Source organism: Amycolatopsis coloradensis, assembly GCF_001953865.1.
Classification (GTDB): Bacteria; Actinomycetota; Actinomycetes; order Mycobacteriales; family Pseudonocardiaceae; genus Amycolatopsis; species Amycolatopsis coloradensis.
Genome location: NZ_MQUQ01000003.1, coordinates 600,238 through 624,341, shown reverse-complemented (window position 1 = coordinate 624,341; position 24,104 = coordinate 600,238). Strand labels below are relative to the sequence as shown.

Here is a 24,104-nt window from a genome sequence, read left to right as displayed (position 1 = left end):
TTATGCGCCGATCACCGGCGGAACCGGCTTGTCACCGTCGTAACCGCCGAAGATGGAGTCGCCGTCCTCTTCCTGCAGCATGATCTTGTGCTGGTGCTCCTCGTCCTCGGCGCCCTTGCCACCTTTACCAGCGCCGGCACCCATGCCGCCCATTCCGGGAGCGCCGGGCCTGCCCGCCGCCGGACCACCCGCGGGCGTTCCGGCCGGGCCACGCATCGCGCCTTCACCGGGCATTCCGGCCCCGACTCCGCGACCGGGCCCCATGTTCCCCGGCGCGCCGGTCGATCCACCCGGCCCGAAACCGCCGCCGAACCCACCTGAACCCGGGCCGAATCCGCCGCCGCCACCGCCTGGGCCACCAGGACCGCCGCCACCGGGCCCGAAGCCGGGCGGACGGTGATCGCCTGGACGCACTTCCAACCCGCGGTCCGTCCTGGACAGGTCGGTCTGGTCGTTCGGTCGCGGAGACGGCATCGACCTCGGAGGTTGCGGCATCTGCGGCACTCTCGGCGGCTGCGGGATCTGCGGCGGCCTCGGCGCCTGGTACCCCTCGGCCCCCGGGGGCGCGCTGTACGAACTCGGTCCGCCGGTGTACCCGCCGGGGCCGCCATGCCTTCCGGGCTCGCCATGCCCTCCACTGAACCCGCTGACCTTGGTCTGCCCGGGATCGACGGGATCCGGCGTGATCGGCCCGGCGGAAACGTTCGGATCGTGCGCGGCCGGATAGGCGGGCGCGAGCGTCAACTGCCGCGGCTGGGTGCTCTGGTAGTACGGCTCGTAGATCTCGACGTTGTGCTTGGTGTCCGCGTCGAACTTCGCGGCGGCGATTTCGTCGTCGCTGGCGCCGATGGACAAGACGTCTTCGGGCCCGCTGTCCCCGGCGCGTTCCTTCTCCACCGGGCGGACATTGCCGCGCGTGTAATGGAAGGAGGCGTTCTGGTCGAACATCGACTGGCGGGCGCGATCCATGTTCTCGCCCGCGATCTTGGAGGTCGCGATGAGCGGGGCGAGACCTGCCGCGCCGCTGTCGGCGGCCTTGCCCTTCCAGAAGGAACTCAACGCCGTCTGACTTTCTCCCATGGCCTTGCTGATGTCTTCGTGGATCACCAGCAGCTTGTGGGACGACACCTGAGCTGCGTCGAGTCGCTTGGTCGTGTTGGGGTTGGCGTTGAGCTTGGTGAAGATCTCCCAGCCGCTGTAGGTCATTGGGCCGCCTTCAGGTGCTGGACAGCGAACTCGCCGATTTTCGTGAGGAGCCCGCAAGCGTCGTTGTACTTGGGGCTGCCCTTGAAGAGTTGTGTGGTCAGGACGTACATCATGTCGTCGCGTACGCCGATCGCCAGGTTGCAGACACCTGCGCCCTCGCCACCATTGGCGTAAACGACCGCCGGGTAGCCGGCGATGTCGGCCACTGGCTGAAATGTCGTCACTCCGCTGCCCTGTGCTTTGAGCGCGTAAAGATGGCTGAGCCCGTCGGGCTCGTTGGCATTGAGGTTTCCGGTCACCGTCCCGGAGGTGTTCGCGAAGATCCACAGGCAACCTTTGCCTCCTGCGATCTCCTGCGGTTCGGCCGTCTTCAAAGTCACGCCGGTGCTGTTGATCTCCGATTCGGACGCGGCTTCACACGCGTTTGTTTCGATGGCCGTCGTCTTCAACGGGGTTCCCACCTTCGGGGCGCCCGCCCTCGGAAGGCCGGACGCTGCGGCAGAAGACGCTGTCGGGCTCGGAGTGGGCGTACCCGGGGTCTCGCTGCCGCACCCGGCGACTACGGCGACGGCTGAGACAACGGCGGCGAGGGTGGCCACGGACCGAGAACGCATTCAAAGTGCCTTTCCAAGGGAGCGGATCGCGTCGAGTGCGGCCTGATCTTGATTCTGATAAGCCGTCTTGATGTCTATCAGGGTTTGCATATATGCCTGCGCATAGGCGGCGGCTCCGTTGAGAAAGGTCTGGTAGGCCGCACCGGACGCGTTCGCCATGGCGACATAGCCGTCACTCGCGATCTCGGCGCCCATGGCGTCGATACCGGTGAGGTTGCTGGCTTCGGCGCGTGCACGGCTGAAGTCGCGTTCGATGCATTCCTGGAGCCGCTTGATGACGTTGTCCATGGCTTCCGGGTCGAACTCCCAGCCACCGTTCGCCGAAGCCGACGCGAAGTCGGCCTTCGCCTGGCCGCTACCCAGTTCACCGTAGTTAGGCGGTGGGGATGACGGCGGCGCCGCGGCGGCGCCCGGAATCATCCCCGAGCCCGGTGGCGGTGCCTGCGGCGCCGGCCCGTTGATCTGGTCGTAGACCCCCTGAGGGCCGCTTCCCGGTCCTGTCATGACGTGCCTCCCCGCACGGGCCGCGATGGGGCGCGACCTACCCGTAGTTCACTTCTGACTCCAACCGGTGACGATAGCAGCAGGTAAACCGCCGATCAGCCCCTTCGTGGAAGATCACCGCCGAAAGTTGTGGGACCGGCCTACTTTGTCCTGATAGACGGTTTCGCTCGATCACGACCTCTTGAAGTTCTTGATCGCCGCCGCCGCGACCTTGGCCGCCATCCCCCAAGGGTCGGAGACCATGGGATTTCCGGACGACACGTGCGGTATGACGGTGCAGGTTCCCCTGCCTTCGCTGCCGTTGGCATAGATGACCGCGGGTGCCCGCTGACAGGATCCACAGGTCGGAACGTGGTGAGGCCGCCGGGCGCGTTCTGCGCGTCTAACGTACTTAGGCCATGTTTGTTGCCGACGAGCAGTCCTGCACCGACTGTGCTGGGGGCTTCGAGAAACAGCCAACTGCAGCTCAGCCCCTCTGATAGATCACAGTACGTGAGCACTCGCCCTTGCCGCCGATCTCTTCGATTGCCGCTATCGGCACAGCGCTGCACGGATTTTCTCGACCGATGCCGTTTTTCGATGGGTTTCGGCACGACCGGTGCGCCGCCCGAGGCAGGCGCGCTGACGGCGTCGTAAGTATCGGTGGCGCGGCCTGGCCTGGTGATTCACTGCCGCAGCCGCTCAGCACGGCTGTGCCAGTGATGATGATCGACAGCAGAGTGCCGGAACCCCGGTGGCCGTTCTGCCGTCGCAATCCCGTGACAGGTTCCGGTCCACTGCCGGGGGCCACTTGCGGATCCCCTGGTTGATCGGCTTCGCTGGTGGCCGGGGAACGACGGGGGAGGGAAGCGAGACGATGCCGGGCTTTCGGCGCACCAACGGGCCGCGCGATCCGGGGGAAGGGGAGGCGAACGGGGATGCGGCCCTTCCGCCGCTCGACCCGTTCGATCCGAATCCCGACAGGCGGTACGAGGTCTCGGCGTCCGAGTTGATGAAGCCGGGGTCGACCGGTCTGCTCCGGTGGCGCCGTCAGGCGACGAACGCGCCGATCGTGCAGGTCGAGGACGCCTACATCACCGGGACGCTCGATCTACGCGCCGCCGACATCAAGTATCTGTTCCGGTTCGAACGGTGCCGTTTCGAGCATCCGCCGGACGTCCGCGAGGCGCATCTGCTCGGGCTCGTGTTCCGCAAGTGCTGGCTGCCCGGGCTCAAGGCGCGGAACCTCCGTACCCGCAACGACGTCCGCCTGATCCGCAGTGTCGTGCAGGTCGACGGCGAGCACGAGATCGAGGAGACCACGGTGCAGCGCGGCGACGATCGCGAGCGCGGGATGCCGAACGCGGCGGTCAACCTCACCGACGCGGTCATCGAGGGCTCGGTCGTGCTGACCCGCACGGTGATCTCCCATCCGCGGGGCAAGGCGATCCAGGCCGACCGGGTCAACATCGTCGGCGCGCTGCTCGCGTATCGGCTGGTGGCCAACGGAGAAGTCCGCATCCCGGGTATGCGGGCGGGCGGTAACGTCAACTTCTCCGGTGCGACGCTGAACAACCGGGACGGCTTCGCGCTCAACGGGAACGGGATCCACATCGGCGGCAGCCTGCTGTGCGAGGTGGACAACTACGGGCCCGCCGCGCAGCGGAAACGCTTCTCCGCCAGTGGGATCATGTTCCTGCCGAGCGCCACTGTGGACAGTGACATCATCATGCGGGAGGCCAGGCTCTCGGTGAACCAGTCCGGGCCGATCGTGGTGGACGCCTGGAAGTCGAACGACCCGTACATCGATCCGCGGCCGGCGCTGGTCGCGGATCGGTTGACGGTCAACGGGAACCTCGAGCTGAGCGACGGTTTGCAGGCCACCGGGACGTTGCGGATGGTCAACGCGCGGATCGGCGGTTCGCTCCGGCTGGCGGGCGCCGAGGTCCAGGTCGTGCGCGGGCAGAGCATTCCCTACTACGACCGCGCGATCCACCTCGACGGGACGACGATCGGCGGCGACATCGAGGCGACGAGCCTGCGGGTGCCGTCGGGGCAGTTGCGGATGGCCGACATCACCGTCGGCGGGAACGTGCTCGCCTGGAACTCGATGTTCCTGCATCCCCGGCGAGACGTCTTTTCCGCGCGGCGCGCGAAGATCGCGGGCAACTTCCAGCTCACCGACGCGACCGTCCAGGGAACGCTGCGGTTACAGGGTGCCGAGGTCGGCGGCAGCGTGAACCTCTTCGGCACCAGCCTGACCGAGCCCGGCGCGCGGACGAACACCAGTTACTCGCTGGACGTCCGTACCGCGCGGATCGGCCGCGACCTCGTCCTCACCGAGAACAAGGAACGCCCGTTCGTCGCGCAGGGCGGGGTCAACCTCGACGGCGCCCAGGTCGCGCGGCGCGTCGATTTCCGTGGCGCCCGGCTCGGTTCCCTGCCACAGCACGGGATCGCGCTCGACGGCAGCGATGTCTCCGCCGACGAGTTCCTGCTCACGCCCGCGTCGCCGCCGGACGGCCGGATCGTGCTGCGGCGCGCGCATTGCGGGACCCTGGGCGACAACGAGGCGTTCTGGGCGTCGACGGCGGGGATCGAGCTGGAGGATTTCCGTTACGACGCACTGCAAGAGGACATCGCGCTCGACGACGACCGGGCGATCGACCATCGGATCGTGTTGCTGCGTAAGGCGATGGACGGTTACCGGCCAGGGCCCTACGACCAGCTGGCGGCGACGCTGCGCGCGTCCGGTAACGAAGAGCACGCCTCCACGGTGCTGCTGAAAAAGCAGCAGTTCCGGTATGTGGCGCTGGCGAAGGGCTTCAAGTTCTTCGGGCCCGGTGTGCACGTGTGGAGCTGGTTGCAGCGGTCGATGGTCGGTTACGGCTTCCGCCCGGTGCGTGCGCTCGGCTGGCTGCTGACGTTGCTCGTGCTCGGGAGCCTGTGGTTCGGGCTCGGGGTCGACGACTGCGTCACCAAACCCAATCTCACCGTGAGCGGGCCGCGGTGCCTGGTCAACCAGGACGACACCGGGCTGCAATGGAATCCGGTGCTGTACACGATCGACCTCCTGGTCCCGATCGTCGACTTCGGCAACAAGTCGCGCTGGTACATGCACGGTATGGACAACTGGGTCGCGGCCGGGTTCACCGCGTCGGGCTGGGTGCTGGCGACGACGGTCGCGGCCGGTATCAGCCGCATGCTCCGCCGTGACAACTGAGGGTATTTCACATACCATCAGTACGGAGGTATGCCATGACCGAGCCCAGCGCCACCGGCGAGATCGCGATCGCCGCCCCGCCCGAGAAGGTGTACGCCCTGGTCAGCGACCCGGGCGCGCTCGCGGGGATGGCCGAGGAGTACGAGGGGCACAGCTGGGTCGGTGACGCGAAGACCGTCGCCGTCGGCGCGAAGTTCCGCGGCCGCAACCGGCGCGGGGTCCGTCGCTGGAGCACCCTGTCGACGATCACCGACGCCGACGAAGGCCGGCGGTTCGCGTTCGAGGTGACCACCTTCGCCGGGCTTCCCGTGGCGCGCTGGCAGTACGACATCGAGTCCGCCGGCGCCGGGTGCGTTGCCGTCGAGAGCACGTGGGACCGGCGGCCGGGCTGGCTCCGCGGCCCGACGTCGCTGTTCACCGGTGTCTGGAAGCGGGACGACGCCAACCGGGCGAACATCGCCGCGACACTGGCCCGGCTGAAGGCCGCCGCCGAGAAGTCTTAACGCCGAAGCGAGCCGACCAGGTCGAGCATCTCGGCGTGATGCAACGCGGCCGGGTCGCGCGCGACGGACCGGACATGGCCGTCGATCTCCAGCGCCACCAAGCCGTGCATCCGGCCCCACACGCGTAGCGCCAGCACGGCCGCGGCCGGAGACACGTCCGGAAGGTCTTCCCGGATCTTCGCGACGTACTCGGGATTCAGGTCCGACCAAGCGCCCTCCCCGGGGCGGCCGTCGCGCCACACGGCGGCCACCAGCGAGGTCAGCAGGTGACACACGCGATGGTCGGTCCGGTCCACCGGGCCCGCCTCGGGTGGCCGGTAGCCGGGGATGGGGCGCCCGTAGAACAGCCTGAAGTCCTCGGGGTGGGCCAGTGCCCATTCCCGCAGGCCCTGGCCCCAGGCCACCAGTCTGCCGCCGGGGTCGGTCTCGGGCACGGCGTCGGTGGCGGTTTCCAGGGCGTCGGCGAGCGACCCGCCGATTCCGCTGATCAGTGCCGTGATCAAGTCGTCCTTGGTGGCGAAGTAGCTGTAGATGGCGCGAGCGGTCATCCCCATCTCACGGGCGATGCCGCGCAATGTGATCGCTCCTGGCCCAGCGTCGGCCATCTGCCGCCGCGCGATCGCGGTGATCTCGCGGCTGGTCTCCGCGCGCTGCCGGTCCCGGCGGCGCGGCGTCACGTCGTCCCTCTCGCTCACGTCGGCAGGATACAGTGTGTCATTACTACACACTGTGTCCGGAGGTCGCATGCCCGCCTATGTCGTCGTCGATGTCGGAGTGGTCGAAGAGGAGGCGGGCTGGGCCTATGCCCCCGTCGCCCAGCGGTCGATCCTCGATCACGGAGGCCGCTACCTGGTCGCGGGCCCCACGCCCGAACCGGTGGAGGGAACCTGGGACTCGCAGCGCCTCGTGGTCATCGAGTTCCCCGACATGGACCGGGTCCGGCAGTGGTACGACTCCCCCGAATACCGGCGCGCCCGGCGGATCCGGGAGGGCAAGGCTCAACTGCGGATGCTGTTCGTCGAGGGCGCACCGCCCGAAGGCTTCGCGCCCCCCGCCGGCTAATCCACGAAGCGCGACCAGAACTCCACCTGTCGCGGCCCGCCCGGTGGCGGCGGGCCCAGCGGCTGGTCGCCGAAGTCGTGCCGCAGGTATCCCCGCAGGTCGTAGCCGTAGTAAACGATGTCGGTCTGGTACACCGACAGCACCGGATACCCCGCGCTCCCGGCTATCCCCGGCAGATACCGGTGCCCGCACACCGGTACGAGCTGCGGAACCTCCGCCAGATACGAGCGTGCCCGCGAAAGGGCGTCGGCGAGGTCGATCGGGCGCATTCCCCAGTCCGGCAGCCAGAAACCGTTGTGCTCGATGTCGTAGAGCACCCCGTCGACCGGCCAGTCCAGCCGTTTGCGCAGCTGTTCGGGGTTGCCGCAGCGCCAGTCCGGCCAGCGGTCGCCGATCGGCACCCCGGCGGAGAGGAAGGTGCGGTGATCGGCGGCGAACCGGAAGCCGAAACGTGCTTCGACGTCGTCGAGCTCGGCCTCGCTCAACCCGGGACGCACGGGTTCGGCCAAGCTCGCCTGGAGGTCGTGTGCCTCCTCTGGGGTGAAGGCGGGCTCAACTGTGGACATGTGTTCGAGCCTAAGTCGCAGGACGTGAGGGCGCCTTCTCTTTTCCGTGCACGCCCAGTCGCGGCGCATTGAGCGCGCGGATGATCTCGGCCCGTTCGGATGGACGAGTCCCGCGAAGCGCGATCGTCAGGATCAGCGCCCGGCCCAAGGTCAGCACGATCGCGGTCAAGAGACCTATGAGACTCAAGTTCGCCACCATGGCCCGCTCCCCGGATCGTCGCTGACGCCACGGTGACCCGGAAAGCTGTCCTGTTTCCGGGCAGCAGGTGAACACGAAGTGAACTAAGCCGAACTGAGACATGGATTGCCGGTGACGGCGCGTCCCGAGCCGGGCTCCCTCATCACCCACAGGAGGCTCCTCCCCTGGGGTGAGCTCGCCCTCTCAACGCCTGGACCTCGGAACAGAGCGGCTCCCCGTGTAGTTCACTCATGGCGTGACTTCCCCACGAACGCAGTCCCGTGTGCGGGCGCCCGAGCTGGCAGGCGACGTCTGGCTCAACACCGGCGGCGAGCCGATCACCCTCGCCGGGCTGCGCGGCCGCGTCGTCCTGCTGGACTTCTGGACCAGCGGCTGCGTCAACTGCCTGCACGTGCTGGACGAGCTGCGCCCGCTGGAGGCCGAGTTCTCCGACGTCCTGGTGACCATCGGCGTGCATTCGCCCAAGTTCCTGCACGAGGGTGAGGCGGCCGCGATCGAGGCGGCGGTGCGGCGCTACGAGGTGCACCATCCGGTGCTCAACGATCCGCGGATGACCACCTGGTCGCAGTACGCGGTCAAGGCGTGGCCGACGCTGGTCGTCATCGACCCCGAGGGCTACGTCGTGCACGTCGCCGCCGGTGAAGGGCATGCCGAGGCGCTGCGCCGGGTGATCGCCGACCTCGTCGCGACCCACGAGGCCAAGGGCACACTGCGCCGCGGTGGCAGCCCGTACGTCCCGGCCGAGGAACAGCGCGCCGAGCTGCGGTTCCCGAGCAAGGCCGTCACCACCGCCGAGGGCCGGATCCTGGTCGCGGACACCGGCAACCACTCCATCGTCGAGTTCGCGTCCGACGGCGAGACGATCATCCGCCGCTTCGGCAGCGGCACCCGCGGCGCGCAGGACGGGCCGTTCGACCTGGCGACCTTCACCGAGCCGTCCGGGATCACGCTGTTGCCGTACGAGGTCGCGGAGCGCGCGGGCTACCACGCCGTCGTCGCCGACACGGCCGGTCACCGGTTGCGCGGGATCGACCTGATCACCGGCGAGGTCAGCACGGTCGCCGGCACCGGCCGCCAATGGCGCGACGGCGTCGACACCGGCAAGGCGCTCGAGGTCGACCTCACCAGCCCCTGGGACGTCGCCTGGTGGGGCCCCGCGGGCGGGGTCGTGGTCGCCATGGCGGGCAACCACACGCTGAGCGTGTTCGAGCCGGTCTCGGGCAGCATCCGTCGCTTCGCCGGTACGACTGTCGAGGGCTTGCGAGACGGCGACGTCCACGAAGCGTTCTTCGCGCAGACGTCCGGTCTCACGCCCGACGGGCAGCGGCTGTGGCTCGCGGACCCCGAGACGTCGGCGTTGCGCTGGATCCAGCCCGAGGGCGAGACGTTCACCGTGCACACCGCGGTCGGCATCGACCTGTTCTCCTTCGGCCACGTCGACGGCCCCGCGGACCAGGCGCTTCTCCAGCATCCGCTCGGCCTCGCCGTGCTGCCCGGCGACACCATCGCGATCGCCGACACCTACAACGGCGCCATCCGCCGCTACGACCCGCTCACCCGCCGGGTGACCACGCTCGCGACCGGCCTCGCGGAGCCGTCCGGCCTGCTGGTGCACGACGGCGAACTGCTCGTCGTCGAGTCGGCGGGGAACCGGATCGGGCCGGTGCCGCTCGACGAGACGGCCGTGGCCGGGGACGCGCACGCGGTCCGACGTCCGCCGACCGTGCTGGCGCCAGGGGAACTGGAGTTCTCCGTCGTCTTCGCCCCACCGCCCGGCGAGAAGCTCGATGATCGCTACGGCCCCTCGACGCGGCTGGAGATCAGCGCGTCGCCACCGGAACTGCTCGCCGACGGCGCGGGAGTGGGCACGGACCTGTTCCGCAAGCTCCGCTTCGCCGAGGGAGTCACCGAAGGCGTCTTGCAGGTCGTCGCGCAGGCCGCCAGCTGTGACAGTGATGACAGCGGCAGGGAACACCCCGCCTGCCGCATCACCCGGCAGGACTGGGGAGTGCCCGTCCGGTTCGAAAAGGGTGGAGAAAGCACGCTGAGCCTGGTCATGGCCGGGGATCCGGGTAAGTAGAGTCGTACTCGTGTCAGACGGGCCGAAACTCCAGATTCAGATGTTGCAGGACAGGGTGCTCGTGAAGCTGTCCCCCGAGGAGGGCGAGCGCCGGAGTTCCGGCGGCATCGTCATCCCCGCCACCGCGCAGGTCGCGCGGCGGCTCGCTTGGGGTGATGTACTGGGCGTGGGCAACAGTGTGCGGAACGTCAAGACCGGCGACCGCGTGCTGTTCAACCCGGACGACCAGCACGAGGTCGAAATCCAGGGCGAGGGGCACCTGGTGATGCGGGAGCGGGACATCCACGCCGTGGCGACCGAGCGGTCCGAACACGGCACGGGGTTGTACCTGTAACTCCGGTCGCGGGAGGGGTGGTGAGAGTTGGCGCGCGATGAGCACGGCGAACCGGGCACCGACCTGTTCACCGACGATCTCCTTCCCGCCACGGAGACCGACGAAGACCTCGTGGGCGAGCTTTTCGAGGGCGACAGGGTGGTGCCTCCGCCGTCGACGCCCGCGTCGAAGTTCCGCAAGGGCCTCGGCAAGGCCTTCATGCTCGCCGGCGTGCTCATGGGCCTGTTCGTGCTCACGTACGCGGTGGACCTGATCGCCAGCGCCGGGGACGTCCCGCGCGGTGTCACCGTCGCGGGGATCGACGTCGGCGGCCTCACGCACAAGGAAGCCGAATCGAAGCTTCGCCGCGAGCTGGAGCCGAGGCTGATCGAGCCGGTGCGGGTCCGCGCCGGCGACGTCCGCACGGTGCTGTACCCCACGTCGTCCGGTCTCGGCCTTGACTGGCCGCAGACGCTGGGCCGCGCCGGTCACCAGCCACTGAGCCCGTACACGCGGGTCATGTCGTTCTTCACCAGCCGTGAGGTCGGTGTCGTCACCTGGACAGACGCGCCGAAGCTCGAAAAGGCCGTCTCCGACCTCGCCGCCGCGAAGCTGAACCGACCGCCGGTCGAAGGCGACATCACCTTCAAACCCGTCGAGGACAGCGACGGCGGGGTCCTCCCGGTCGCGGTGGAGCCGCGCGCCGGTCAGACGCTCACCGACGTCAAGGCGTCGGTCACCGCGGTCACCGATGGCTGGCTGAGCGACGGTGGCGTCGAGCTGAAGGTGAACGTCGCACCGGTGAAGGCGACTTCGCCGGGAGTGCACGCGGCGCTGGGCAAGATCGTCGTGCCCGCGGTGGCGAAGCCGCTCCTGATCCGTGGCGAGGGCAAGGACGCGACGCTGAAACCGGACGCGATCGCGGGCTCCTTCCAGTTCGCCGCGCGCGAAGACGGCAACCTCGAGGTCCGGATCGACCAGGGCAAACTGCGGGCGGCAGCGCAACCACAGCTCAAACCGACCGAGACCGACGGGGCGGACGCGCAGATCGTCTTCGTCGGCGACAGGCCTGCCGTCCAGCCGTCGAAGGACGCGCGGAAGGTCAACTGGGAGCTCACGTTCTCCGCGCTGACCTCGGTGCTCGCGAAGAGCGAAGAACGGGAGCTGAAAGCGGTCTACGACGCCAGCAGCCCGGCCGTCAGCACCGACGCGGCGAACGTCCTCGGCATCAAAGAGATCATCGGCGAGTTCACCACGTCGGGCCTCGGCGGGCCCGCGATGACCAACGTGCAGGCGTTGGCCACCCGCGTTTCCGGCACCATCGTGAAGCCGAACGAGACGTTCAGCCTCGGCGCCCGGTCGGGAGCGCGGACGGCGGACGCGGGCTACGTGCCCGCCCCGGTGAGCGAGGACGGCACCGGCCCGGTCGTGGTCGGTGGCGGCGTCTCGCAGCTCGCGACGACGCTCTACAACGCCGCGTACCTGGCGGGACTGGCCGATGGCGGGCATCTGGAGCACGATCACCACCTCGACCGCTACCCGGTCGCGCGGGACGTCAAGGTGATCGACAACGACGGTTCGCCGGTCGAGATGCAGATCGTCAACGACGCCCCGACCGGTATCGCGATCCAGGTCGTCCCCGCCAACGGTTCGGTGACCGTGCGGATCTGGGGCACGAAACGCTTTTCGGTCCAGAGCGTCGGCGGCGAACGGCACTCCTATGTCGCCCAGCCCGTGCAGGTGGGCTCGGGTCCTGGCTGTGTGGCGGATCCCGGTTCCGCCGGGTTCAGCACCTCGGACACCCGCGTGCTCATCGACGTCGTCACCGGCACGGAGGTCCGCCGGGAAACCCGCAACGCGACCTATTCTCCGCGGGCCACGATCATCTGCGCCTGAGCTTCACCGCAGCACCATGCAGCCGAGGGCCTCGAAGTCCGCGAGCCACGAAGGCTCCCGCAACTCCTTGTTCCATCGCAGATCCAGTTTGTCCAATTTGGACAATCGGGCGATGGAAGCCGGCAGGGTGGTGAGCCGGTTCTCGCGCAGGTCCAGCTGGCGCAGCTCGCTCAGCTCACCGATGGAGTCCGGCAACGACGTCAGCCGGTTGCGCCGCAGATGCAGTTCCCGCAACGGGGAAAGCGTCCCCAGTGACTCCGGCAGCGCGGTCAACCCGTTGCCGTACAAGCGAAGCTCACGCAGAGAGGTCAGCCCGGAGAGATCATCCGGCAAGGTGGAGATGCGATTGTCCGTACACCCCAGGTATTTCAGCCGTCCGAGCGAACACAGCGCGGCGGGGAACTCGGTCAGCCGGTTGTCGCTCAGGTAAAGGTATTCCGTCAACCCGGGAAGCTCGCCGATCTCGTCCGGCAGGGCCGAAAGCTCGTTGTGCCCCAGGTCGAGGGTGTGCAGCTGCCGCAGGGCACCGATCGCGGGCGAGACGGAGGTCAGCCGGTTGGCGGCCAGATTCAGCACCCGGAGGCCGGACAAGGACCACAGCTCGCCGGGAACGGACGTCAGCCGGTTGTCGTACAGGTCCAGGTACTCGAGTGAGTCCGGGAGGGAGACGCCGGTCAGGGAGGTCAGCCCCTGGCCACTGAGTTCGAGTCGAGTGGTCACAGGGGCCGACCGTAGCCCGGTCAGGTCACGGCCCGGTGCCCGCCGCCCTTGACCTTCGCGTAGATGGCGGCCGCGGCGATGACGCCGACGACGGCCGCGCCGACCTGGAAGGCGTGCCGGATCCAGTCGATGCCCGCGGTGTCGCGGACGCCGAACACGCCTGCCAGCCAGTTGCCGATGAAAGCGGCGATGATGCCGACCAGGATCGTCAGCCACATCGGGATCTTCTGATCGCCGGACGCCAGCATTCGGCCGATGACGCCGAGGATCAGGCCGACCACGATCGTGGTGATGATGCCCCAAAGGCCACCCAACATGGTTCCTCCTTCGCTGGAGAATCGAGTTGAACCCACCGTGACAGTAAAAGCGCCTCGTCGCGCCTCAAGACCCCCTACCGGGTGACACCCCGGCGTCCGTAAAGGTTCGCGGCCAGCGTGACCCCGATACCGGCGATGACTATCTGGGTGATGAGTTCGAGCCAGTCGAAGCCGTTCGTGTCCGCGTAACCGAGTCCGCGGGCGATCGCCGTGCCGATGAAGGCGGCGACGATGCCGACGGCGATGGTCAGCCAGATCGGGATGGACTGTTTGCCGGGGGCGAAGAACCTGCCGAGCACCCCGAGGATCAAACCGACCACGATCGCCGTGATGATGCCGGTGACTGTCATTGAGACTCCTTTGCCGAGGTCTCCGCCGGGAGGCGGACTCAGCACGGAGATGCCCGCCGAAAACCCGCTCGAAACCAGAAAGGCCCTCTCCGCGAAGGAGAGGGCCTTTCGTCACGAAATCGTTTAAAACGCGGCTTCGGAGAGCTCCATGAGGGCGTTGTCCGCGGCCTCGACGATCGCCCGGCGCGAGGTCAGCTCCGGCAGCACGCTCTTCGCGAAGAACGACGCCACGGCGATCTTGCCTTCGTAGAACGGGGCGTCCTTCGCCGACGCGCCCGCGTCAAGCTTGCCGATGGCGACCTCGGCGTGCTTGATGAGCTGCCAGCCGATGAGCAGGTCGCCGACCGACATCAGCAGGCGGACCGTGTGCTGGCCGACCTTGTTGATGTTCTGCGGGTCTTCCTGCGACGAGGTCAGGTAGCCGATCAGCGAGCCGAGCATGCCCTGGGTGTCTTCGAGCGCCTGCTTGAGCAGACCGCGCTCGTTCTTGAGCCGCCCGTTGCCGATCTCCGACTCGATGGTCTTCGTGATCTCCCCGGCGACGTAGGCCAGCGAAGCGCCCTTGTCGCGGACGATCTTGCGGAAGAAGAAGTCCAGCGACTGGATGGCCGTGGTGCCTTCGTACAGCGAGTCGATCTTCGCGTCCCGGATGTACTGCTCGATCGGGTAGTCCTGAAGGAAGCCCGACCCACCGAAGGTCTGCAGCGACTGAACGAGCTGCTCGGTCGCGCGCTCCGAGCCGACCCCCTTGACGATCGGCAGCAGCAGGTCGTTGACGCCGTGCGCCACCTTCTGCGACGCCTCGTCGCCCTCACCGGTCCACACCTGGTCCTGGAACGACGCCGTGTAGAGGTACACCGCACGCAGGCCCTCGGCGTACGCCTTCTGCAACATCAGCGAGCGGCGGACGTCCGGGTGGTGGGTGATCGTGACGCGCGGCGCCGCCTTGTTCAGCATGTTCGGCAGGTCGGCACCCTGGACGCGCTCCTTGGCGTACTCGAGCGCGTTGAGGTAACCGGTCGACAGCGTCGCGATGGCCTTGGTGCCGACCATCATGCGGGCGTACTCGATGACCTGGAACATCTGCGCGATGCCGTCGTGCACCTCGCCGAGCAGCCAGCCCTTGGCGGGGGTGCCGTGCTGGCCGAAGGTCAGCTCGCAGGTGGTGGAGGCCTTGATGCCCATCTTGTGCTCGACTCCTGTGACGAAGGCGCCGTTGCGCTCGCCCAGCTCACCGGTCTCGCCGTCGAAGTGGAACTTGGGCACGAGGAACAGCGACAGGCCCTTGGTGCCCGCCTTGGTCTCGATGCCAGGGCCCTCGGGGCGGGCCAGCACCAGGTGCATGATGTTTTCGACCATGTCGTTCTCGGCCGAGGTGATGAACCGCTTCACGCCGTCGATGTGCCAGGAGCCGTCCTCCTGCTTGACGGCCTTGGCGCGGCCGGCGCCGACGTCGGAACCGGCGTCGGGCTCGGTGAGCACCATCGTCGCGCCCCAGCCGCGGTCGATCATGACCTGCGCCCAGCGCTTCTGCTCTTCGGTGCCGTTCTTGTCGACGATCCCGGCGAAGCTCGGGCCCGCCATGTACATGAACAGCGGCGCGTTGGCGCCGAGGATCAGCTCGGCGGCGGCCCACTGCACGGTCGGGGGCAGGCCGAAGCCGCCCAGTTCGTTCGGCAGGCCCAGCCGCCACCATTCGCCGTCCATCAGCGCCTGGTAGCTCTTTTTGAACGACTCGGGGATCTTCACCGAGAAGGTCTTCGGGTCGTACACCGGCGGGTTGCGGTCCGCGTCGGCGTACGAGTCGGCGAGGGGACCGGAAGCGAGCTTGTTCAGCTCGGTCAGCACGCCGCGGGCGGTCTCCTCGTCGGATTCCGCGAGGACGCCCTTGCCGAGGCGGTCCTGCACGCCGAGGACCTCGAAGAGGTTGAACTCCAGGTCTCGGACGTTGCTCTTGTAGTGGCCCATTTCGTCACTCCAATGTGTTCGGCTCCCCGGCCGGGCACACATCCCCTACTCGCCGGTAACTTCAGGATATTACCTGTGGGTAACCGACGGCAAGTGCATGGCCACTGTTGTGATGTGTAAATCAGCGATACGGGGGGTTCAGCGGGGTGACGGCGCGATCGAAGGCGCCGGAGCGGCGTCCGGCGGGCTGTGCGCGTCGTCGGGGTTCGCCACCAGGATGCCCGATCGGAACGCGATGGTGACCGCGTGTGTCCGGTCGCGGGCGGAAAGCTTGCGCAGGATGCTCTTGACGTGGGTCCGCACGGTTTCCACGGACAGGAACAGGATCTTCGCGATTCCTGAGTTCTCCAGCCCCTCGGCAACCAGTTGCAGGACCTGGTACTCGCGCCGGGACAGCGGCATCAGGCCGCGCGCGGTCGCGGGCTTGGGCGGTTCGCCCGCCTTCGGGAGCACGGGCTGGCGCTTCGGCCGCGCCGTCAGCGCCGCCAGCGTCGGGTCGATGTAGCGGCGGTCGCTGTGCGCGCGCCGGATCGCCTCGGTCAGATGCCGTCCGTCGGTCGCCCGCGGCACGATCGCGTGCACGCCTGCCGCGATCGCCGCGGCGAGGTACTGCTGTGTGCGGTTGGTGTCCCTGACCAGCGTGACGATGACCAGCGCCGGGTCGCCGCCGCTGAGCAGCCGGGACAGGTGGCAGTTCGGATCGAGCGCCGAATCCAGCACGATGACGTCCGGTTTGAGCTGCTCGCACAACTGGAGCGCGGCGTGATGGCTCCCCGCGTGCCCGAGCCACTGCAACCCCGGCGTGCGGTGGACCAGCGAACTCAGGCCCTCGCAGAAGATCGGGATCGGATCGACGGCGGCCACGCCGAGGCCCCGGCCGCCTGGTGACAGTCCGCCAGGCCTCCCCGCCTGTGCTCGGTTCGGTTCGATGCCTCGCATCACGGACCCCTCCGTTTTCCTGCCCGTCATTCCCGGACGAGGACCTGGAGTCCTTTCGGCGACCACCGCCCCCCGGCGTGGTCACCCTCGTCAACCGGTCCCCCTGCGGGACCGGACGGAAATAACACCTCGTAACTATTACGAGTCAGTAGGCCGGTGGACGTGACGCGGTATCCCCCTCATAGATGTATCGCATCGTCGCGGCAAACTCTGCGTACCAGCAGGTTGTGGATCTCTTGCTCGAATGAGCGCGTCCAGGGGAGTTCTTGACACATTCACTACTCAGAGTGGACTCCGGCCCGGAGGCGACCGAACTCGTCCCCGAGCGCCGGAGGCGTCCAGTGCGCGTTCAACCCGCTCGGATTCGGCAGTACCCAGACCCGCGCGCCACCGATTGCGCCGTCCTGCGGGCCGACTTTCGCCTTCGGCAGGCCGAACGCGGTCCGGAAGGCCGTGATCCCGACCACGGCGAGCCACCGTGGCCGGTATTCGGCGACCCTCGCCGTGAGAAGGCGCCCACCTTCGAGGAATTCGTCCTTCGTCAGTTCGTCGGCCCGCGCCGTCGTCCGCGCGACGACGTTCGTGATGCCGAGTCCGTAGCCGAGGAGTTCGTCCTGCTCGCTCGGATCGAGCAGGCGCGGGGTGAAGCCGCCGCGATGCAGGGCGGGCCAGAACCGGTTCCCCGGTCTGGCGAAGTGCAGGCCGAGGGCGCCGGAGTAGAGGCCGGGGTTGATTCCGCAGAACAGCACGTCGAGATCCGGCGCGATGACGTCGTCGATGGTCTTGCCGTACGCGGCGGCCAGTTCGTCCTTGGTCGGTCGTGTCCTCACCTGGCCAGTTTCCGGCACGCTGACGGGTATGGAGCAGGGGCGTTCACGACCACCGCATTTAGAGGACTAAATGCGGCGGGCGTGAGGTGCTCCGCTCGCCTTGTGTCGGCTTCAGGTGTCGCGAAAGCCACTTTCAGGACATCAGGTGTCCCGAAAGTGGCTTTCGCGACACCTACCCAGCCCGCGTGGCCTGGGCTCTCGGTGCCGGGCCCCGTGATCCGCGACACCCACTTTCGTCGCAAGGGGTGGCCAAGTCACCACGACCTGCGTACTGTTTGTGATCTCGCACACAAGGCCGTATTCGAGGAGGCGTTTTGCAGCTCTCGCTCATCCTCGGCCTGGTCGCGTTGATCTTCGTGGTGGCTACCGTGCTGGTGGTCGCGGAAGACCGGCGGGCCGCGCGGCGCGCGGCCCAACGACGGCGGGCGAGACTAGCGAGCCTGGGCGAGGTCGACCCGCTCGCGGCGCAACGGCTGCACCTCGACCATTGACGGAACGGGCTTCCGCACGAGGCTGAGCAGCAGGGCTCCGGCGATCCAGCCGAGCATCGCGCCACCGGTGTTGTTGAGCAGGTCGTCGACGTCGAAGATCCGGTAGACGTAGGGCGCGGTGCCGAAGTTCGCGGTCAGCTGTGTGCTCTCGATCAGCAGTGAAGCGGCGAGACCGATCAGCGTCGTGCCGACGAAGCCGCGCCTCCAGAGCGTCCTGGCGAAGAAACCGAGCGGGACGAACAGCAGCACGTTCATGGTGGCCTGCTGGAAGGTCTGGGTGGTGAACCAGTCGGCCATCGGGAGTCCGTGCTTGAGCAGTTCGGTGTGGATGTCGGTGATCCACTGGAACGGGGTCAGCTGCACGGTCTGGCTCAGCCGGTTGACGCCGGGCCCTGGCAGCGGCAGGAAGGTCACCGCGAGCGTCATGGTGCCGTAGAGCAGCACGGCGGCCATCGTCAGGACGGGACGAAGGCGCACCTGGCCGTGCCGCGCGTGCAGGAGGATCAGCTGCGGGATCAGCACCGTCGCCCAAAGCGCGAAGAAGCCGATCAAGCCGTACTGCAAAGCGGTGACCTGTGCGTTCGTCATGACACCGACGTTAGGGATCCCGGCGGTCCCGCCACTTCGGTCGAAGGGCCGCGGCGGACGGGGCCGAATCGGCCGAGTGGCCGACCCCGATCTTGGCCGATCGGCGAATACTCGCTCCCCGCCCCGGCGCCGGCCGTGGGATTCTGCCCGGATGCTGCTCGTGCGACGGCTGGCCGCCGGAGACCTCGACGTTTTCCGTGGGATCCGCCTGCGTGCCCTGACGGACACCCCCGAGAACTACGGCTCGATCGCCGCGGCGGAACGGGCGCAGTCCGACGAAGAGTGGCTCGCGAGGCTGGCCGAGGACGCCTGGTTCGCCGCGTTCGACGACGGCCGCCCGGTCGGCCTCGTCGCCGGACGGGCACGCGACGACGGCTGGATCCTCTACTCGATGTGGGTCGCGCCCGAGGCACGCGGACGAGGGCTCGGCACGAAGCTGATGGGTGAACTGCGGTCAGCCGCCGAGGCCGACGGCGCGCGCGAGGTATGGCTGCATGTCGCGGAGGACAACGACCGGGCGCGACGGCTGTATCTGCGGCTGGGGTTCGTCGCGACGGGTGAACTGGAGCCGATGCCGAACGACGTCACCCGGCGGCGTGAACGCTTTTGCTACGTGTTGCCGTATTTACCTATTACCGCCGGTAGCAGTAAATAGCCTGGCCTCGCGTTCGCACCGAGACGTCATCACCGTCGATCTGCCCGGTTTCGGCGAGTCCGCACCCCATCGCATCCTCCCCGCCCGAAGGTCGCCGAGTTGCGGCGGATCGCGCCGAAGGCGAACTGCTGATCCTTCCCGGCTGCGGGCACGTGCCGATGAACGACGAACCCGAGCTGGTGACGAAACTGCTGCTGAACGGTTCACGCGACATGTGACGTTTGCCTATCGTCCTGATTTTTCCTCTGGTGCAGGTCAGGTTCGCCAGGCAAACTCCTCCGCCGTGCGCCCAAGAACGAAGTTCACCGCCCGGCTGGCCTTGGTCGTCGGTGCCGCGTTGGTCACCGTCGCCGTGCCCGCGTCCGCCGCGCCTGCCACCACCGATGTCCGGATCGTCACGTTCAACGACCTGCACGGAAACCTCGAACCGCCGTCCGGTTCGAGCGGCCGCGTCACCTTGCCCGGTGGCGCGACGGTCAACGCCGGTGGCGCTGCCTACCTCGCGACGCACCTGAAGCGGCTTCGCGGCGAAGCGCGCAATACGGTCGTGCTTTCGGCCGGTGACAGCATCGGCGCGTCGCCGGTGATCTCGGCGTTGTTCCACGACGAGCCGACCGTCGAACTGCTGAACCTGCTCGGTGTCGAGGCTTCCGTGGTGGGCAACCACGAATTCGACGAAGGACTCAAGGAACTCCGCCGCGTCCAGAACGGCGGTTGCCACCCGGCCGACGGCTGCCAGTTCCGGAAGTCCTTCAAGGGCGCGAATTTCCCGTTCCTCGGCGCCAACGTGTACCACGAGAACGGCCTCCCGGCGTTGCTGCCGTTCAGCATCGAATTCTCCGGCGGTGTCCCGATCGGTGTCATCGGCGCGACGCTGAAGGACCTGCCGCAGGTCGTCACCCCGGAGGCGATCAAGGGCCTGAAGTTCGGCGAAGAGGTCCAGGCGATCGACCGCACCGCGAAGCTGCTCGACCTGTTCGGCGTCAAGGCGCAGGTCGTGCTGCTGCACCAGGGCGACAACTCCGAGACCGCCGGTCCGGACGAGTGCAAGGTCAAGCCGGGCGCCGCGACCGCGATCGCGCGGCAGGTGACGTCCGAAGTGGACGCGATCTTCACCGGGCACAGCCACCAGCAGTACAACTGCGTGATCAACGACCCCGAGGGCAAGCCCCGCCCGGTGATCCAGGGTGCTTCGTTCGGTCGTCTGCTGTCGGTCGTCGACCTGAAGATCGACCGCCGGACCCGCGACGTCGTGCGTGGCGAGACCAAGGCGCACAACGAGATCGTGACTCGCGACGTCAAGCCGGACCGCACCGTGCAGGACCTGATCGAAGAGGCCAAGACCAAGGCCGCGCCGATCGCGAACAAGGCCGTCGGCACCATCACCGCCGACCTGGTCGACGAGGGCGCGGCCTCCGGTGAGTCGCCGCTCGGCGACGTCATCGCGGACGCCCAGCTCGAGGCCACGCGGTCGAATGGCGCGCAGATCGCCATGACGAACCCGGGCGGCATCCGCACGGACTTCAGCTACGCATCTTCGCCGAATGGTGAGGGCGACGGTGTCGTGACCTACGGCGAGGCGTTCGCCGTGCAGCCGTTCGCGAACATCATGCAGACGATCACGCTCACCGGGGCGAACCTGAAGAACGTGCTCGAGCAGCAGTGGCAGGCGAACGGCGTCGTGCGGATCCTGCAGATCTCGAAGTCGCTGAAGTACTCCTATTCGGCGACCGCGCCCGCCGGTTCGCGCATCTCGAACCTGACGCTCGGCGGCACGCCGATCGACCCGGCGGCGTCGTACCGCGTGTCGGTGAACAACTTCCTCGCCGCCGGCGGGGACGGCTTCACCGAATTCACCAAGGGGACCGATCTTTCGGGTGGTCCGGTGGACCTGGACGCGCTGATCGCGTACTTCGCGGCACACCCGGGCATCGCCCCGCCCGCCGCGGATCGGATCACCGTCCTCCCGTAGCCCAGGTGACATCTTCGGCGTGGATTTGTCAGTGACCCAGTGCACAATGTCCGCCATGACGACCTGGGAAGAAGTCGTGGACCTGGCGGGCAGGCTGCCGGAGGTGGAGGAGTCCACTTCGTACCACACACCGTCGCTGAAGGTCGCGGGCAAGAACTTCGCCCGGCTGCGCACCGAGGCCGAGGGCGGGCTGATGCTGCTGTGCGAGCACGCGGAGAAGGAGGCCCTGCTGGCCTCCGGTGACCCCGCGTACTTCACCACGCCGCATTACGACGGCTACGGCGCGATCCTCGTCGACCTGGAAAAAGTCGAGAAGGCGCAGCTGCGTGAGCTCATCGAGGAAGCCTGGCGGTTGAAGGCGCCCGCCAGGCTCACGAGAGGTTTGGACGACTAGCGGAGTTCCCCTTCGAGCAGGCTCATCAGGTACTTGTCGTGCCACTCGCCGTTCTGGCCGCGGAACGCCTGCCGGTGCCTGCCGTCCACCTGGAACCCGAGCTTCTGGTAGATGTGGATCGCGGCCTCGTTGTCGACCACGACCCACAGCGCGATCATGTGCAGCCGCATCTTTTCGAAGCCGTAGCGGCAAAGCGTGCGCATGGCGTCGGTGCCGTAGCCGCCGCCCCAGTGATCCTTCTCGCCGAGGTAGATGTCGAGTTCCGCACGCCCCTGTTCCGGTGTGGCGTCGCGCAGGGTGCAGGTGCCGATCAGAGTGCCGACGGCGAGGCTCTCGATCGCGAAGCTCACCCGTGCGTAGCTGTTGGGCTCCCGCCTGGCGAAGCGCTCGCGGATCTGGGCGAGCGATTCCGGGTGATCCGACGTCAACCAGCGCACGACCTCCGGGTCGTTGTGCCAGCGCCACAGCGTGTCGGCGTCCTCGGGCTCCAGCGGCCGTAAGCGGATCAGTTCACCGGTCAGCATCGTCCATCCCAAGATCGGTATCGGACTTTCAAGACTATTGGGCGATACCCTGGAGCAGCCACCGCTTTACGGGGATTTCCAGCAGCACTCTGGCCCCGAACGGCTCGACTTCCTCGCCTGCCGCCCAGCCGTCGTACTTCGCCGCCAGCGCCGCGAGAACGTCTTCGCGCAGAGCTTCGCGATGGACACGGGCAAGGCCTTCGGCGACCACGGGGGCGTCGCCGTCTTCGAGCGCGAGGCTGACGCGCGGGTCTTCGGCGACGTTGCGCACCTTCACGTTCCGGTCGCCGCTACTGACCCAGAAGACGTCGCCCAGATAGACGAACCACACCGGCGTGACGTGCGGTGAACCGTCCGCGCGAAGTGTGCACAACCAGGCGTTGCGCTCCCGGGTGAGACGTTCGATAAGCGATTGATCACGTTTCACCTGGTCAGCTTGCCCGAAAGCTAGGGTCCCTGGCCTATGAAGGTCCACCAGTACTGCTACTTCGCTTTGAAGAGCGAAACCGTGTCCGCCGCGGAGATCACCGCGCGGCTCGGTATGCAGCCCGACGAGGTCCTGGTACTGGGTTCGCGGTCCGCCGAACACCGGTTGCCGCGGATGCACGCCTGGAAGGTGACGCATCGGGGTTCGGAACCGGTCGACGACCAGATCGAGAGCGTGATCGGCAGGCTCGCCCCGGTCCGCCCGGGAATCCGGACCCTGGCGGACGAGGGGGTGAGCGCGGTGCTTCAGGTGGTGCGCTACTTCCATCACCGGGACGGAGGCGAGGAATTCGGCTGGCATCTCTCGCCTGCCGTGATCGCGTTTCTCACCGAAGCCGCCGCGGCGCTGGACGTCGACGAGTACGACCTCAGCGAGTGACGCTTCGGCCGGTCCGGTGCGCGGCGGGAACGCAGGAGATGGTGGGATGGTGCCCCACAGCCGGACAACCCCGTTGGGAGCCCAGCATGTCGAGCGAGAACTGGCCGTTGCGCCAGGATCCGGAGTCGCCGGTCATCATCTCCCGGTCGCTCGTGGAGGACCCGTCGAACCTCGCGTTCGTCGTGCTGGACGACGACGGTGACTGGTTCATCAGCGACGGCAACGAGTTCTCCGAGGACATGGAACTCAACCGCGACGCGTTCGGCGCGCTGCCCCTGCGGGAAGCGGTGGACCTCATCCCCGAAATCGCCGCGCTCGCCGGCCTCCCCACCGGCATGGCCGCCGACTGGGACCCGGAGCGCCGTACGTGGCTGCTGAGCTCGGTCGCCGATTCGGATGACGACGACGAGGATCTCCTGGTGCGCGCCGCCCGCCTCGCGGCGTGGACGCATCCCGGCTCGCCGCTGGAAGAGGTCCAGGTGAGCACCGAACTCGCCGAGATCGCCACCGATCCCGCCGCCCCGGCCCGCGCCGTGCGCCAGGTCGTCCGCGAGGCGGACGGCACCTGGCTGCTCGTCGGCTTCCAGGTGCCGGAGAACGAGGACTTCGAGGTCGAAGCCCTCGAGATGGAGCACGCCGTCACGCTGTACCCGGACGTCGCGCTGGTGCTGAGCGCCGCGCCCGGCCAGGTGTACGACCGCCCCAGCGCCGATGCCCCGTGGGAACTCGTCGAAGGCTGACCCTCAGCCGAAGTCGCAGTACATGACGTGCAACCCGACGCGCCCCAGCGCCGGGTGCTCGAACGCGCCCGGCACCGTCCCGACGATCTCGAACCCGAGCCGTTCGTAGACCCGGATCCCGGCCACGTTCGACTCGGCGACCGCGTTGAACTGCATCCCCGCGAACCCCTGTGCCTTGGCCCAATCCAGGACATACGCGCACAACGCGCTGCCGACACCCTTGCCGCGAAGATCTTTGTCCACCATGAAGCTGGCCGTCGAGACATGCGACCCGGGTCCGTCGCGGTTCGGCCCCGTCTTGGCCGTGCCGAGCACCCGGCCGTCCTCGACCGCGACCACCGTCAGGCCCGGCGGCGTCTCGACCCAGGTCTCGCGAGCGTCTTCCTCGCTCAGGCCGGGATCGTAGGTGTACGTGTCCGCCGCCCGCACGACCTCGCGCACGATGGGCCACACCCGCGGCCAGTCGTCTTCGGTGAACTGCCGGATCTCCATGATCGGCACCGTAACAACCGCGTCGTCCGTGCGACGAACTTTCGCGACCCGAGGAGTTCGGAGGGCCGAGTAGGAGATCGTCTGCACCGTTCAGACCGGATGTACCGCCGGTGG

28 protein-coding genes are annotated in these 24,104 nt (G+C 67.8%); 12 read left to right on the top strand and 16 right to left on the bottom strand.

Annotation, left to right across the window (positions count from 1 at the left end):
• From BS329_RS06610 to BS329_RS06600, 3 genes are read right to left on the bottom strand one after another with little or no spacing between them, the layout of a single operon-like run.
• A complete protein-coding gene (locus BS329_RS06610; protein ID WP_076156549.1) occupies nucleotides 1–1,206 on the bottom strand; it encodes a hypothetical protein in 1,206 nt (401 codons plus the stop codon).
• Entirely contained in the window at nucleotides 1,203–1,820 is a 618-nt protein-coding gene (locus BS329_RS06605; protein WP_076156546.1) for a DUF3558 domain-containing protein, read from the bottom strand. Before BS329_RS06605 ends, BS329_RS06610 begins: the two co-directional genes overlap by 4 nt.
• Nucleotides 1,821–2,324, bottom strand: a complete 504-nt coding sequence (locus BS329_RS06600; RefSeq protein WP_076156543.1) for a PE domain-containing protein — start codon at nucleotides 2,322–2,324, stop codon at nucleotides 1,821–1,823.
• Nucleotides 2,325–3,180: 856 nt separating this feature from the next.
• On the opposite strand from BS329_RS06600, the gene BS329_RS06590 reads away from it, so the two are divergent.
• Both BS329_RS06590 and BS329_RS06585 read left to right on the top strand, forming a co-directional pair.
• Nucleotides 3,181–5,526, top strand: coding sequence for an oxidoreductase (locus tag BS329_RS06590; protein ID WP_076156541.1), 2,346 nt, complete (start codon nucleotides 3,181–3,183; stop codon nucleotides 5,524–5,526).
• 35 nt (nucleotides 5,527–5,561) lie between these two features.
• Nucleotides 5,562–6,029, top strand: coding sequence for an SRPBCC family protein (locus BS329_RS06585; RefSeq protein WP_076156538.1), 468 nt, complete (start codon nucleotides 5,562–5,564; stop codon nucleotides 6,027–6,029).
• On the opposite strand, the gene BS329_RS06580 is transcribed toward BS329_RS06585, so the two are convergent.
• Nucleotides 6,026–6,724: a TetR/AcrR family transcriptional regulator gene (locus tag BS329_RS06580; RefSeq protein ID WP_244197044.1), complete on the bottom strand. Its 699-nt coding sequence runs from the start codon at nucleotides 6,722–6,724 to the stop codon at nucleotides 6,026–6,028. The two genes, BS329_RS06585 and BS329_RS06580, sit on opposite strands and share 4 nt — an antisense overlap.
• A gap of 49 nt (nucleotides 6,725–6,773) precedes the next feature.
• Here BS329_RS06580 and BS329_RS06575 point away from each other — a divergent pair, with 49 nt between their 5' ends.
• Nucleotides 6,774–7,091 (top strand): DUF1330 domain-containing protein, encoded by a 318-nt coding sequence (locus BS329_RS06575; RefSeq protein WP_076156535.1) that lies wholly within the window; start codon nucleotides 6,774–6,776, stop codon nucleotides 7,089–7,091.
• On the opposite strand, the gene BS329_RS06570 is transcribed toward BS329_RS06575, so the two are convergent.
• Together BS329_RS06570 and BS329_RS43285 are read right to left on the bottom strand one after the other, a co-directional pair.
• Nucleotides 7,088–7,657: a hypothetical protein gene (locus BS329_RS06570; protein WP_076156533.1), complete on the bottom strand. Its 570-nt coding sequence runs from the start codon at nucleotides 7,655–7,657 to the stop codon at nucleotides 7,088–7,090. The two genes, BS329_RS06575 and BS329_RS06570, sit on opposite strands and share 4 nt — an antisense overlap.
• A 10-nt stretch (nucleotides 7,658–7,667) precedes the next feature.
• Nucleotides 7,668–7,826 carry a hypothetical protein gene (locus BS329_RS43285; protein ID WP_158075755.1) on the bottom strand — a complete coding sequence of 53 codons (159 nt, stop codon included), beginning with the start codon at nucleotides 7,824–7,826 and terminating at the stop codon, nucleotides 7,668–7,670.
• A 292-nt stretch (nucleotides 7,827–8,118) separates the two neighbouring features.
• On the opposite strand from BS329_RS43285, the gene BS329_RS06565 reads away from it, so the two are divergent.
• From BS329_RS06565 to BS329_RS06555, 3 genes are read left to right on the top strand one after another with little or no spacing between them, the layout of a single operon-like run.
• Complete coding sequence (locus tag BS329_RS06565) at nucleotides 8,119–9,936, top strand: NHL domain-containing thioredoxin family protein (protein ID WP_076156530.1); 1,818 nt, start codon at nucleotides 8,119–8,121, stop codon at nucleotides 9,934–9,936.
• 40 nt (nucleotides 9,937–9,976) lie between these two features.
• The gene (locus tag BS329_RS06560; protein WP_076156528.1) at nucleotides 9,977–10,270 is read left to right on the top strand and encodes a GroES family chaperonin; all 294 of its coding nucleotides are present in this window, start codon (nucleotides 9,977–9,979) and stop codon (nucleotides 10,268–10,270) included.
• A gap of 27 nt (nucleotides 10,271–10,297) precedes the next feature.
• Nucleotides 10,298–12,145: a VanW family protein gene (locus tag BS329_RS06555; RefSeq protein ID WP_076156525.1), complete on the top strand. Its 1,848-nt coding sequence runs from the start codon at nucleotides 10,298–10,300 to the stop codon at nucleotides 12,143–12,145.
• Nucleotides 12,146–12,148: 3 nt separating this feature from the next.
• On the opposite strand, the gene BS329_RS06550 is transcribed toward BS329_RS06555, so the two are convergent.
• From BS329_RS06550 to mug, 6 genes are all read right to left on the bottom strand, one after another.
• Nucleotides 12,149–12,865: a leucine-rich repeat domain-containing protein gene (locus tag BS329_RS06550; RefSeq protein ID WP_076156523.1), complete on the bottom strand. Its 717-nt coding sequence runs from the start codon at nucleotides 12,863–12,865 to the stop codon at nucleotides 12,149–12,151.
• A 20-nt stretch (nucleotides 12,866–12,885) separates the two neighbouring features.
• The gene (locus BS329_RS06545) at nucleotides 12,886–13,182 is read right to left on the bottom strand and encodes a GlsB/YeaQ/YmgE family stress response membrane protein (protein ID WP_076156520.1); all 297 of its coding nucleotides are present in this window, start codon (nucleotides 13,180–13,182) and stop codon (nucleotides 12,886–12,888) included.
• A gap of 74 nt (nucleotides 13,183–13,256) precedes the next feature.
• The gene (locus tag BS329_RS06540; protein WP_076156517.1) at nucleotides 13,257–13,532 is read right to left on the bottom strand and encodes a GlsB/YeaQ/YmgE family stress response membrane protein; all 276 of its coding nucleotides are present in this window, start codon (nucleotides 13,530–13,532) and stop codon (nucleotides 13,257–13,259) included.
• Nucleotides 13,533–13,655: 123 nt separating this feature from the next.
• Nucleotides 13,656–15,500, bottom strand: coding sequence for an acyl-CoA dehydrogenase (locus BS329_RS06535; protein ID WP_076156514.1), 1,845 nt, complete (start codon nucleotides 15,498–15,500; stop codon nucleotides 13,656–13,658).
• Between the two features lie 138 nt (nucleotides 15,501–15,638).
• The gene (locus BS329_RS06530) at nucleotides 15,639–16,439 is read right to left on the bottom strand and encodes a response regulator transcription factor (RefSeq protein WP_076156511.1); all 801 of its coding nucleotides are present in this window, start codon (nucleotides 16,437–16,439) and stop codon (nucleotides 15,639–15,641) included.
• 278 nt (nucleotides 16,440–16,717) lie between these two features.
• Nucleotides 16,718–17,269 (bottom strand): G/U mismatch-specific DNA glycosylase, encoded by a 552-nt coding sequence (mug, locus tag BS329_RS06525; protein ID WP_076156508.1) that lies wholly within the window; start codon nucleotides 17,267–17,269, stop codon nucleotides 16,718–16,720.
• 314 nt (nucleotides 17,270–17,583) lie between these two features.
• Between mug and BS329_RS43795 the strand changes: the two genes are divergently transcribed.
• Complete coding sequence (locus BS329_RS43795; RefSeq protein ID WP_167479987.1) at nucleotides 17,584–17,760, top strand: hypothetical protein; 177 nt, start codon at nucleotides 17,584–17,586, stop codon at nucleotides 17,758–17,760.
• Here the strand turns inward: BS329_RS43795 and BS329_RS06520 are convergent.
• Nucleotides 17,701–18,348: a VanZ family protein gene (locus BS329_RS06520; RefSeq protein WP_076156505.1), complete on the bottom strand. Its 648-nt coding sequence runs from the start codon at nucleotides 18,346–18,348 to the stop codon at nucleotides 17,701–17,703. The two genes, BS329_RS43795 and BS329_RS06520, sit on opposite strands and share 60 nt — an antisense overlap.
• Nucleotides 18,349–18,499: 151 nt before the next feature.
• Here BS329_RS06520 and BS329_RS06515 point away from each other — a divergent pair, with 151 nt between their 5' ends.
• The 3 genes from BS329_RS06515 to BS329_RS06505 all read left to right on the top strand — a co-directional run bounded on the left by BS329_RS06515 (nucleotide 18,500) and on the right by BS329_RS06505 (nucleotide 21,369).
• Complete coding sequence (locus BS329_RS06515) at nucleotides 18,500–19,003, top strand: GNAT family N-acetyltransferase (RefSeq protein ID WP_076156503.1); 504 nt, start codon at nucleotides 18,500–18,502, stop codon at nucleotides 19,001–19,003.
• A 313-nt stretch (nucleotides 19,004–19,316) separates the two neighbouring features.
• Nucleotides 19,317–20,975, top strand: a complete 1,659-nt coding sequence (locus BS329_RS06510; RefSeq protein ID WP_076156959.1) for a bifunctional metallophosphatase/5'-nucleotidase — start codon at nucleotides 19,317–19,319, stop codon at nucleotides 20,973–20,975.
• Nucleotides 20,976–21,030: 55 nt separating this feature from the next.
• A complete protein-coding gene (locus tag BS329_RS06505; protein WP_076156956.1) occupies nucleotides 21,031–21,369 on the top strand; it encodes an MmcQ/YjbR family DNA-binding protein in 339 nt (112 codons plus the stop codon).
• Here the strand turns inward: BS329_RS06505 and BS329_RS06500 are convergent.
• Together BS329_RS06500 and BS329_RS06495 are read right to left on the bottom strand one after the other, a co-directional pair.
• Nucleotides 21,366–21,893, bottom strand: coding sequence for a GNAT family N-acetyltransferase (locus BS329_RS06500; protein WP_076156500.1), 528 nt, complete (start codon nucleotides 21,891–21,893; stop codon nucleotides 21,366–21,368). The genes BS329_RS06505 and BS329_RS06500 overlap by 4 nt on opposite strands.
• A gap of 34 nt (nucleotides 21,894–21,927) precedes the next feature.
• Nucleotides 21,928–22,320, bottom strand: coding sequence for a TIGR03618 family F420-dependent PPOX class oxidoreductase (locus BS329_RS06495; protein ID WP_076156497.1), 393 nt, complete (start codon nucleotides 22,318–22,320; stop codon nucleotides 21,928–21,930).
• Nucleotides 22,321–22,356: 36 nt separating this feature from the next.
• On the opposite strand from BS329_RS06495, the gene BS329_RS06490 reads away from it, so the two are divergent.
• Nucleotides 22,357–22,758 (top strand): DUF4279 domain-containing protein, encoded by a 402-nt coding sequence (locus BS329_RS06490; protein WP_076156495.1) that lies wholly within the window; start codon nucleotides 22,357–22,359, stop codon nucleotides 22,756–22,758.
• Nucleotides 22,759–22,844: 86 nt separating this feature from the next.
• Complete coding sequence (locus BS329_RS06485; RefSeq protein WP_076156492.1) at nucleotides 22,845–23,498, top strand: hypothetical protein; 654 nt, start codon at nucleotides 22,845–22,847, stop codon at nucleotides 23,496–23,498.
• Between the two features lie 3 nt (nucleotides 23,499–23,501).
• Here BS329_RS06485 and BS329_RS06480 read toward each other — a convergent pair whose 3' ends face one another.
• Complete coding sequence (locus tag BS329_RS06480) at nucleotides 23,502–23,990, bottom strand: GNAT family N-acetyltransferase (protein WP_076156953.1); 489 nt, start codon at nucleotides 23,988–23,990, stop codon at nucleotides 23,502–23,504.
• Nucleotides 23,991–24,104 lie beyond the last annotated feature (114 nt).

What these genes read in the sequence shown, in the direction of transcription:
- BS329_RS06610 (WP_076156549.1), bottom strand. Translation starts at nt 1,206, where the DNA reads ATGACCTACAGCGGCTGGGAGATCTTCACCAAGCTCAACGCCAACCCC.
- BS329_RS06605 (WP_076156546.1), bottom strand. Translation starts at nt 1,820, where the DNA reads ATGCGTTCTCGGTCCGTGGCCACCCTCGCCGCCGTTGTCTCAGCCGTC.
- BS329_RS06600 (WP_076156543.1), bottom strand. Translation starts at nt 2,324, where the DNA reads ATGACAGGACCGGGAAGCGGCCCTCAGGGGGTCTACGACCAGATCAAC.
- BS329_RS06590 (WP_076156541.1), top strand. Translation starts at nt 3,181, where the DNA reads ATGCCGGGCTTTCGGCGCACCAACGGGCCGCGCGATCCGGGGGAAGGG.
- BS329_RS06585 (WP_076156538.1), top strand. Translation starts at nt 5,562, where the DNA reads ATGACCGAGCCCAGCGCCACCGGCGAGATCGCGATCGCCGCCCCGCCC.
- BS329_RS06575 (WP_076156535.1), top strand. Translation starts at nt 6,774, where the DNA reads ATGCCCGCCTATGTCGTCGTCGATGTCGGAGTGGTCGAAGAGGAGGCG.
- BS329_RS06570 (WP_076156533.1), bottom strand. Translation starts at nt 7,657, where the DNA reads ATGTCCACAGTTGAGCCCGCCTTCACCCCAGAGGAGGCACACGACCTC.
- BS329_RS06560 (WP_076156528.1), top strand. Translation starts at nt 9,977, where the DNA reads ATGTTGCAGGACAGGGTGCTCGTGAAGCTGTCCCCCGAGGAGGGCGAG.
- BS329_RS06545 (WP_076156520.1), bottom strand. Translation starts at nt 13,182, where the DNA reads ATGTTGGGTGGCCTTTGGGGCATCATCACCACGATCGTGGTCGGCCTG.
- BS329_RS06540 (WP_076156517.1), bottom strand. Translation starts at nt 13,532, where the DNA reads ATGACAGTCACCGGCATCATCACGGCGATCGTGGTCGGTTTGATCCTC.
- BS329_RS06535 (WP_076156514.1), bottom strand. Translation starts at nt 15,500, where the DNA reads ATGGGCCACTACAAGAGCAACGTCCGAGACCTGGAGTTCAACCTCTTC.
- BS329_RS06530 (WP_076156511.1), bottom strand. Translation starts at nt 16,439, where the DNA reads ATGCGAGGCATCGAACCGAACCGAGCACAGGCGGGGAGGCCTGGCGGA.
- BS329_RS06520 (WP_076156505.1), bottom strand. Translation starts at nt 18,348, where the DNA reads ATGACGAACGCACAGGTCACCGCTTTGCAGTACGGCTTGATCGGCTTC.
- BS329_RS06515 (WP_076156503.1), top strand. Translation starts at nt 18,500, where the DNA reads ATGCTGCTCGTGCGACGGCTGGCCGCCGGAGACCTCGACGTTTTCCGT.
- BS329_RS06505 (WP_076156956.1), top strand. Translation starts at nt 21,031, where the DNA reads ATGACGACCTGGGAAGAAGTCGTGGACCTGGCGGGCAGGCTGCCGGAG.
- BS329_RS06500 (WP_076156500.1), bottom strand. Translation starts at nt 21,893, where the DNA reads ATGCTGACCGGTGAACTGATCCGCTTACGGCCGCTGGAGCCCGAGGAC.
- BS329_RS06490 (WP_076156495.1), top strand. Translation starts at nt 22,357, where the DNA reads ATGAAGGTCCACCAGTACTGCTACTTCGCTTTGAAGAGCGAAACCGTG.
- BS329_RS06485 (WP_076156492.1), top strand. Translation starts at nt 22,845, where the DNA reads ATGTCGAGCGAGAACTGGCCGTTGCGCCAGGATCCGGAGTCGCCGGTC.
- BS329_RS06480 (WP_076156953.1), bottom strand. Translation starts at nt 23,990, where the DNA reads ATGGAGATCCGGCAGTTCACCGAAGACGACTGGCCGCGGGTGTGGCCC.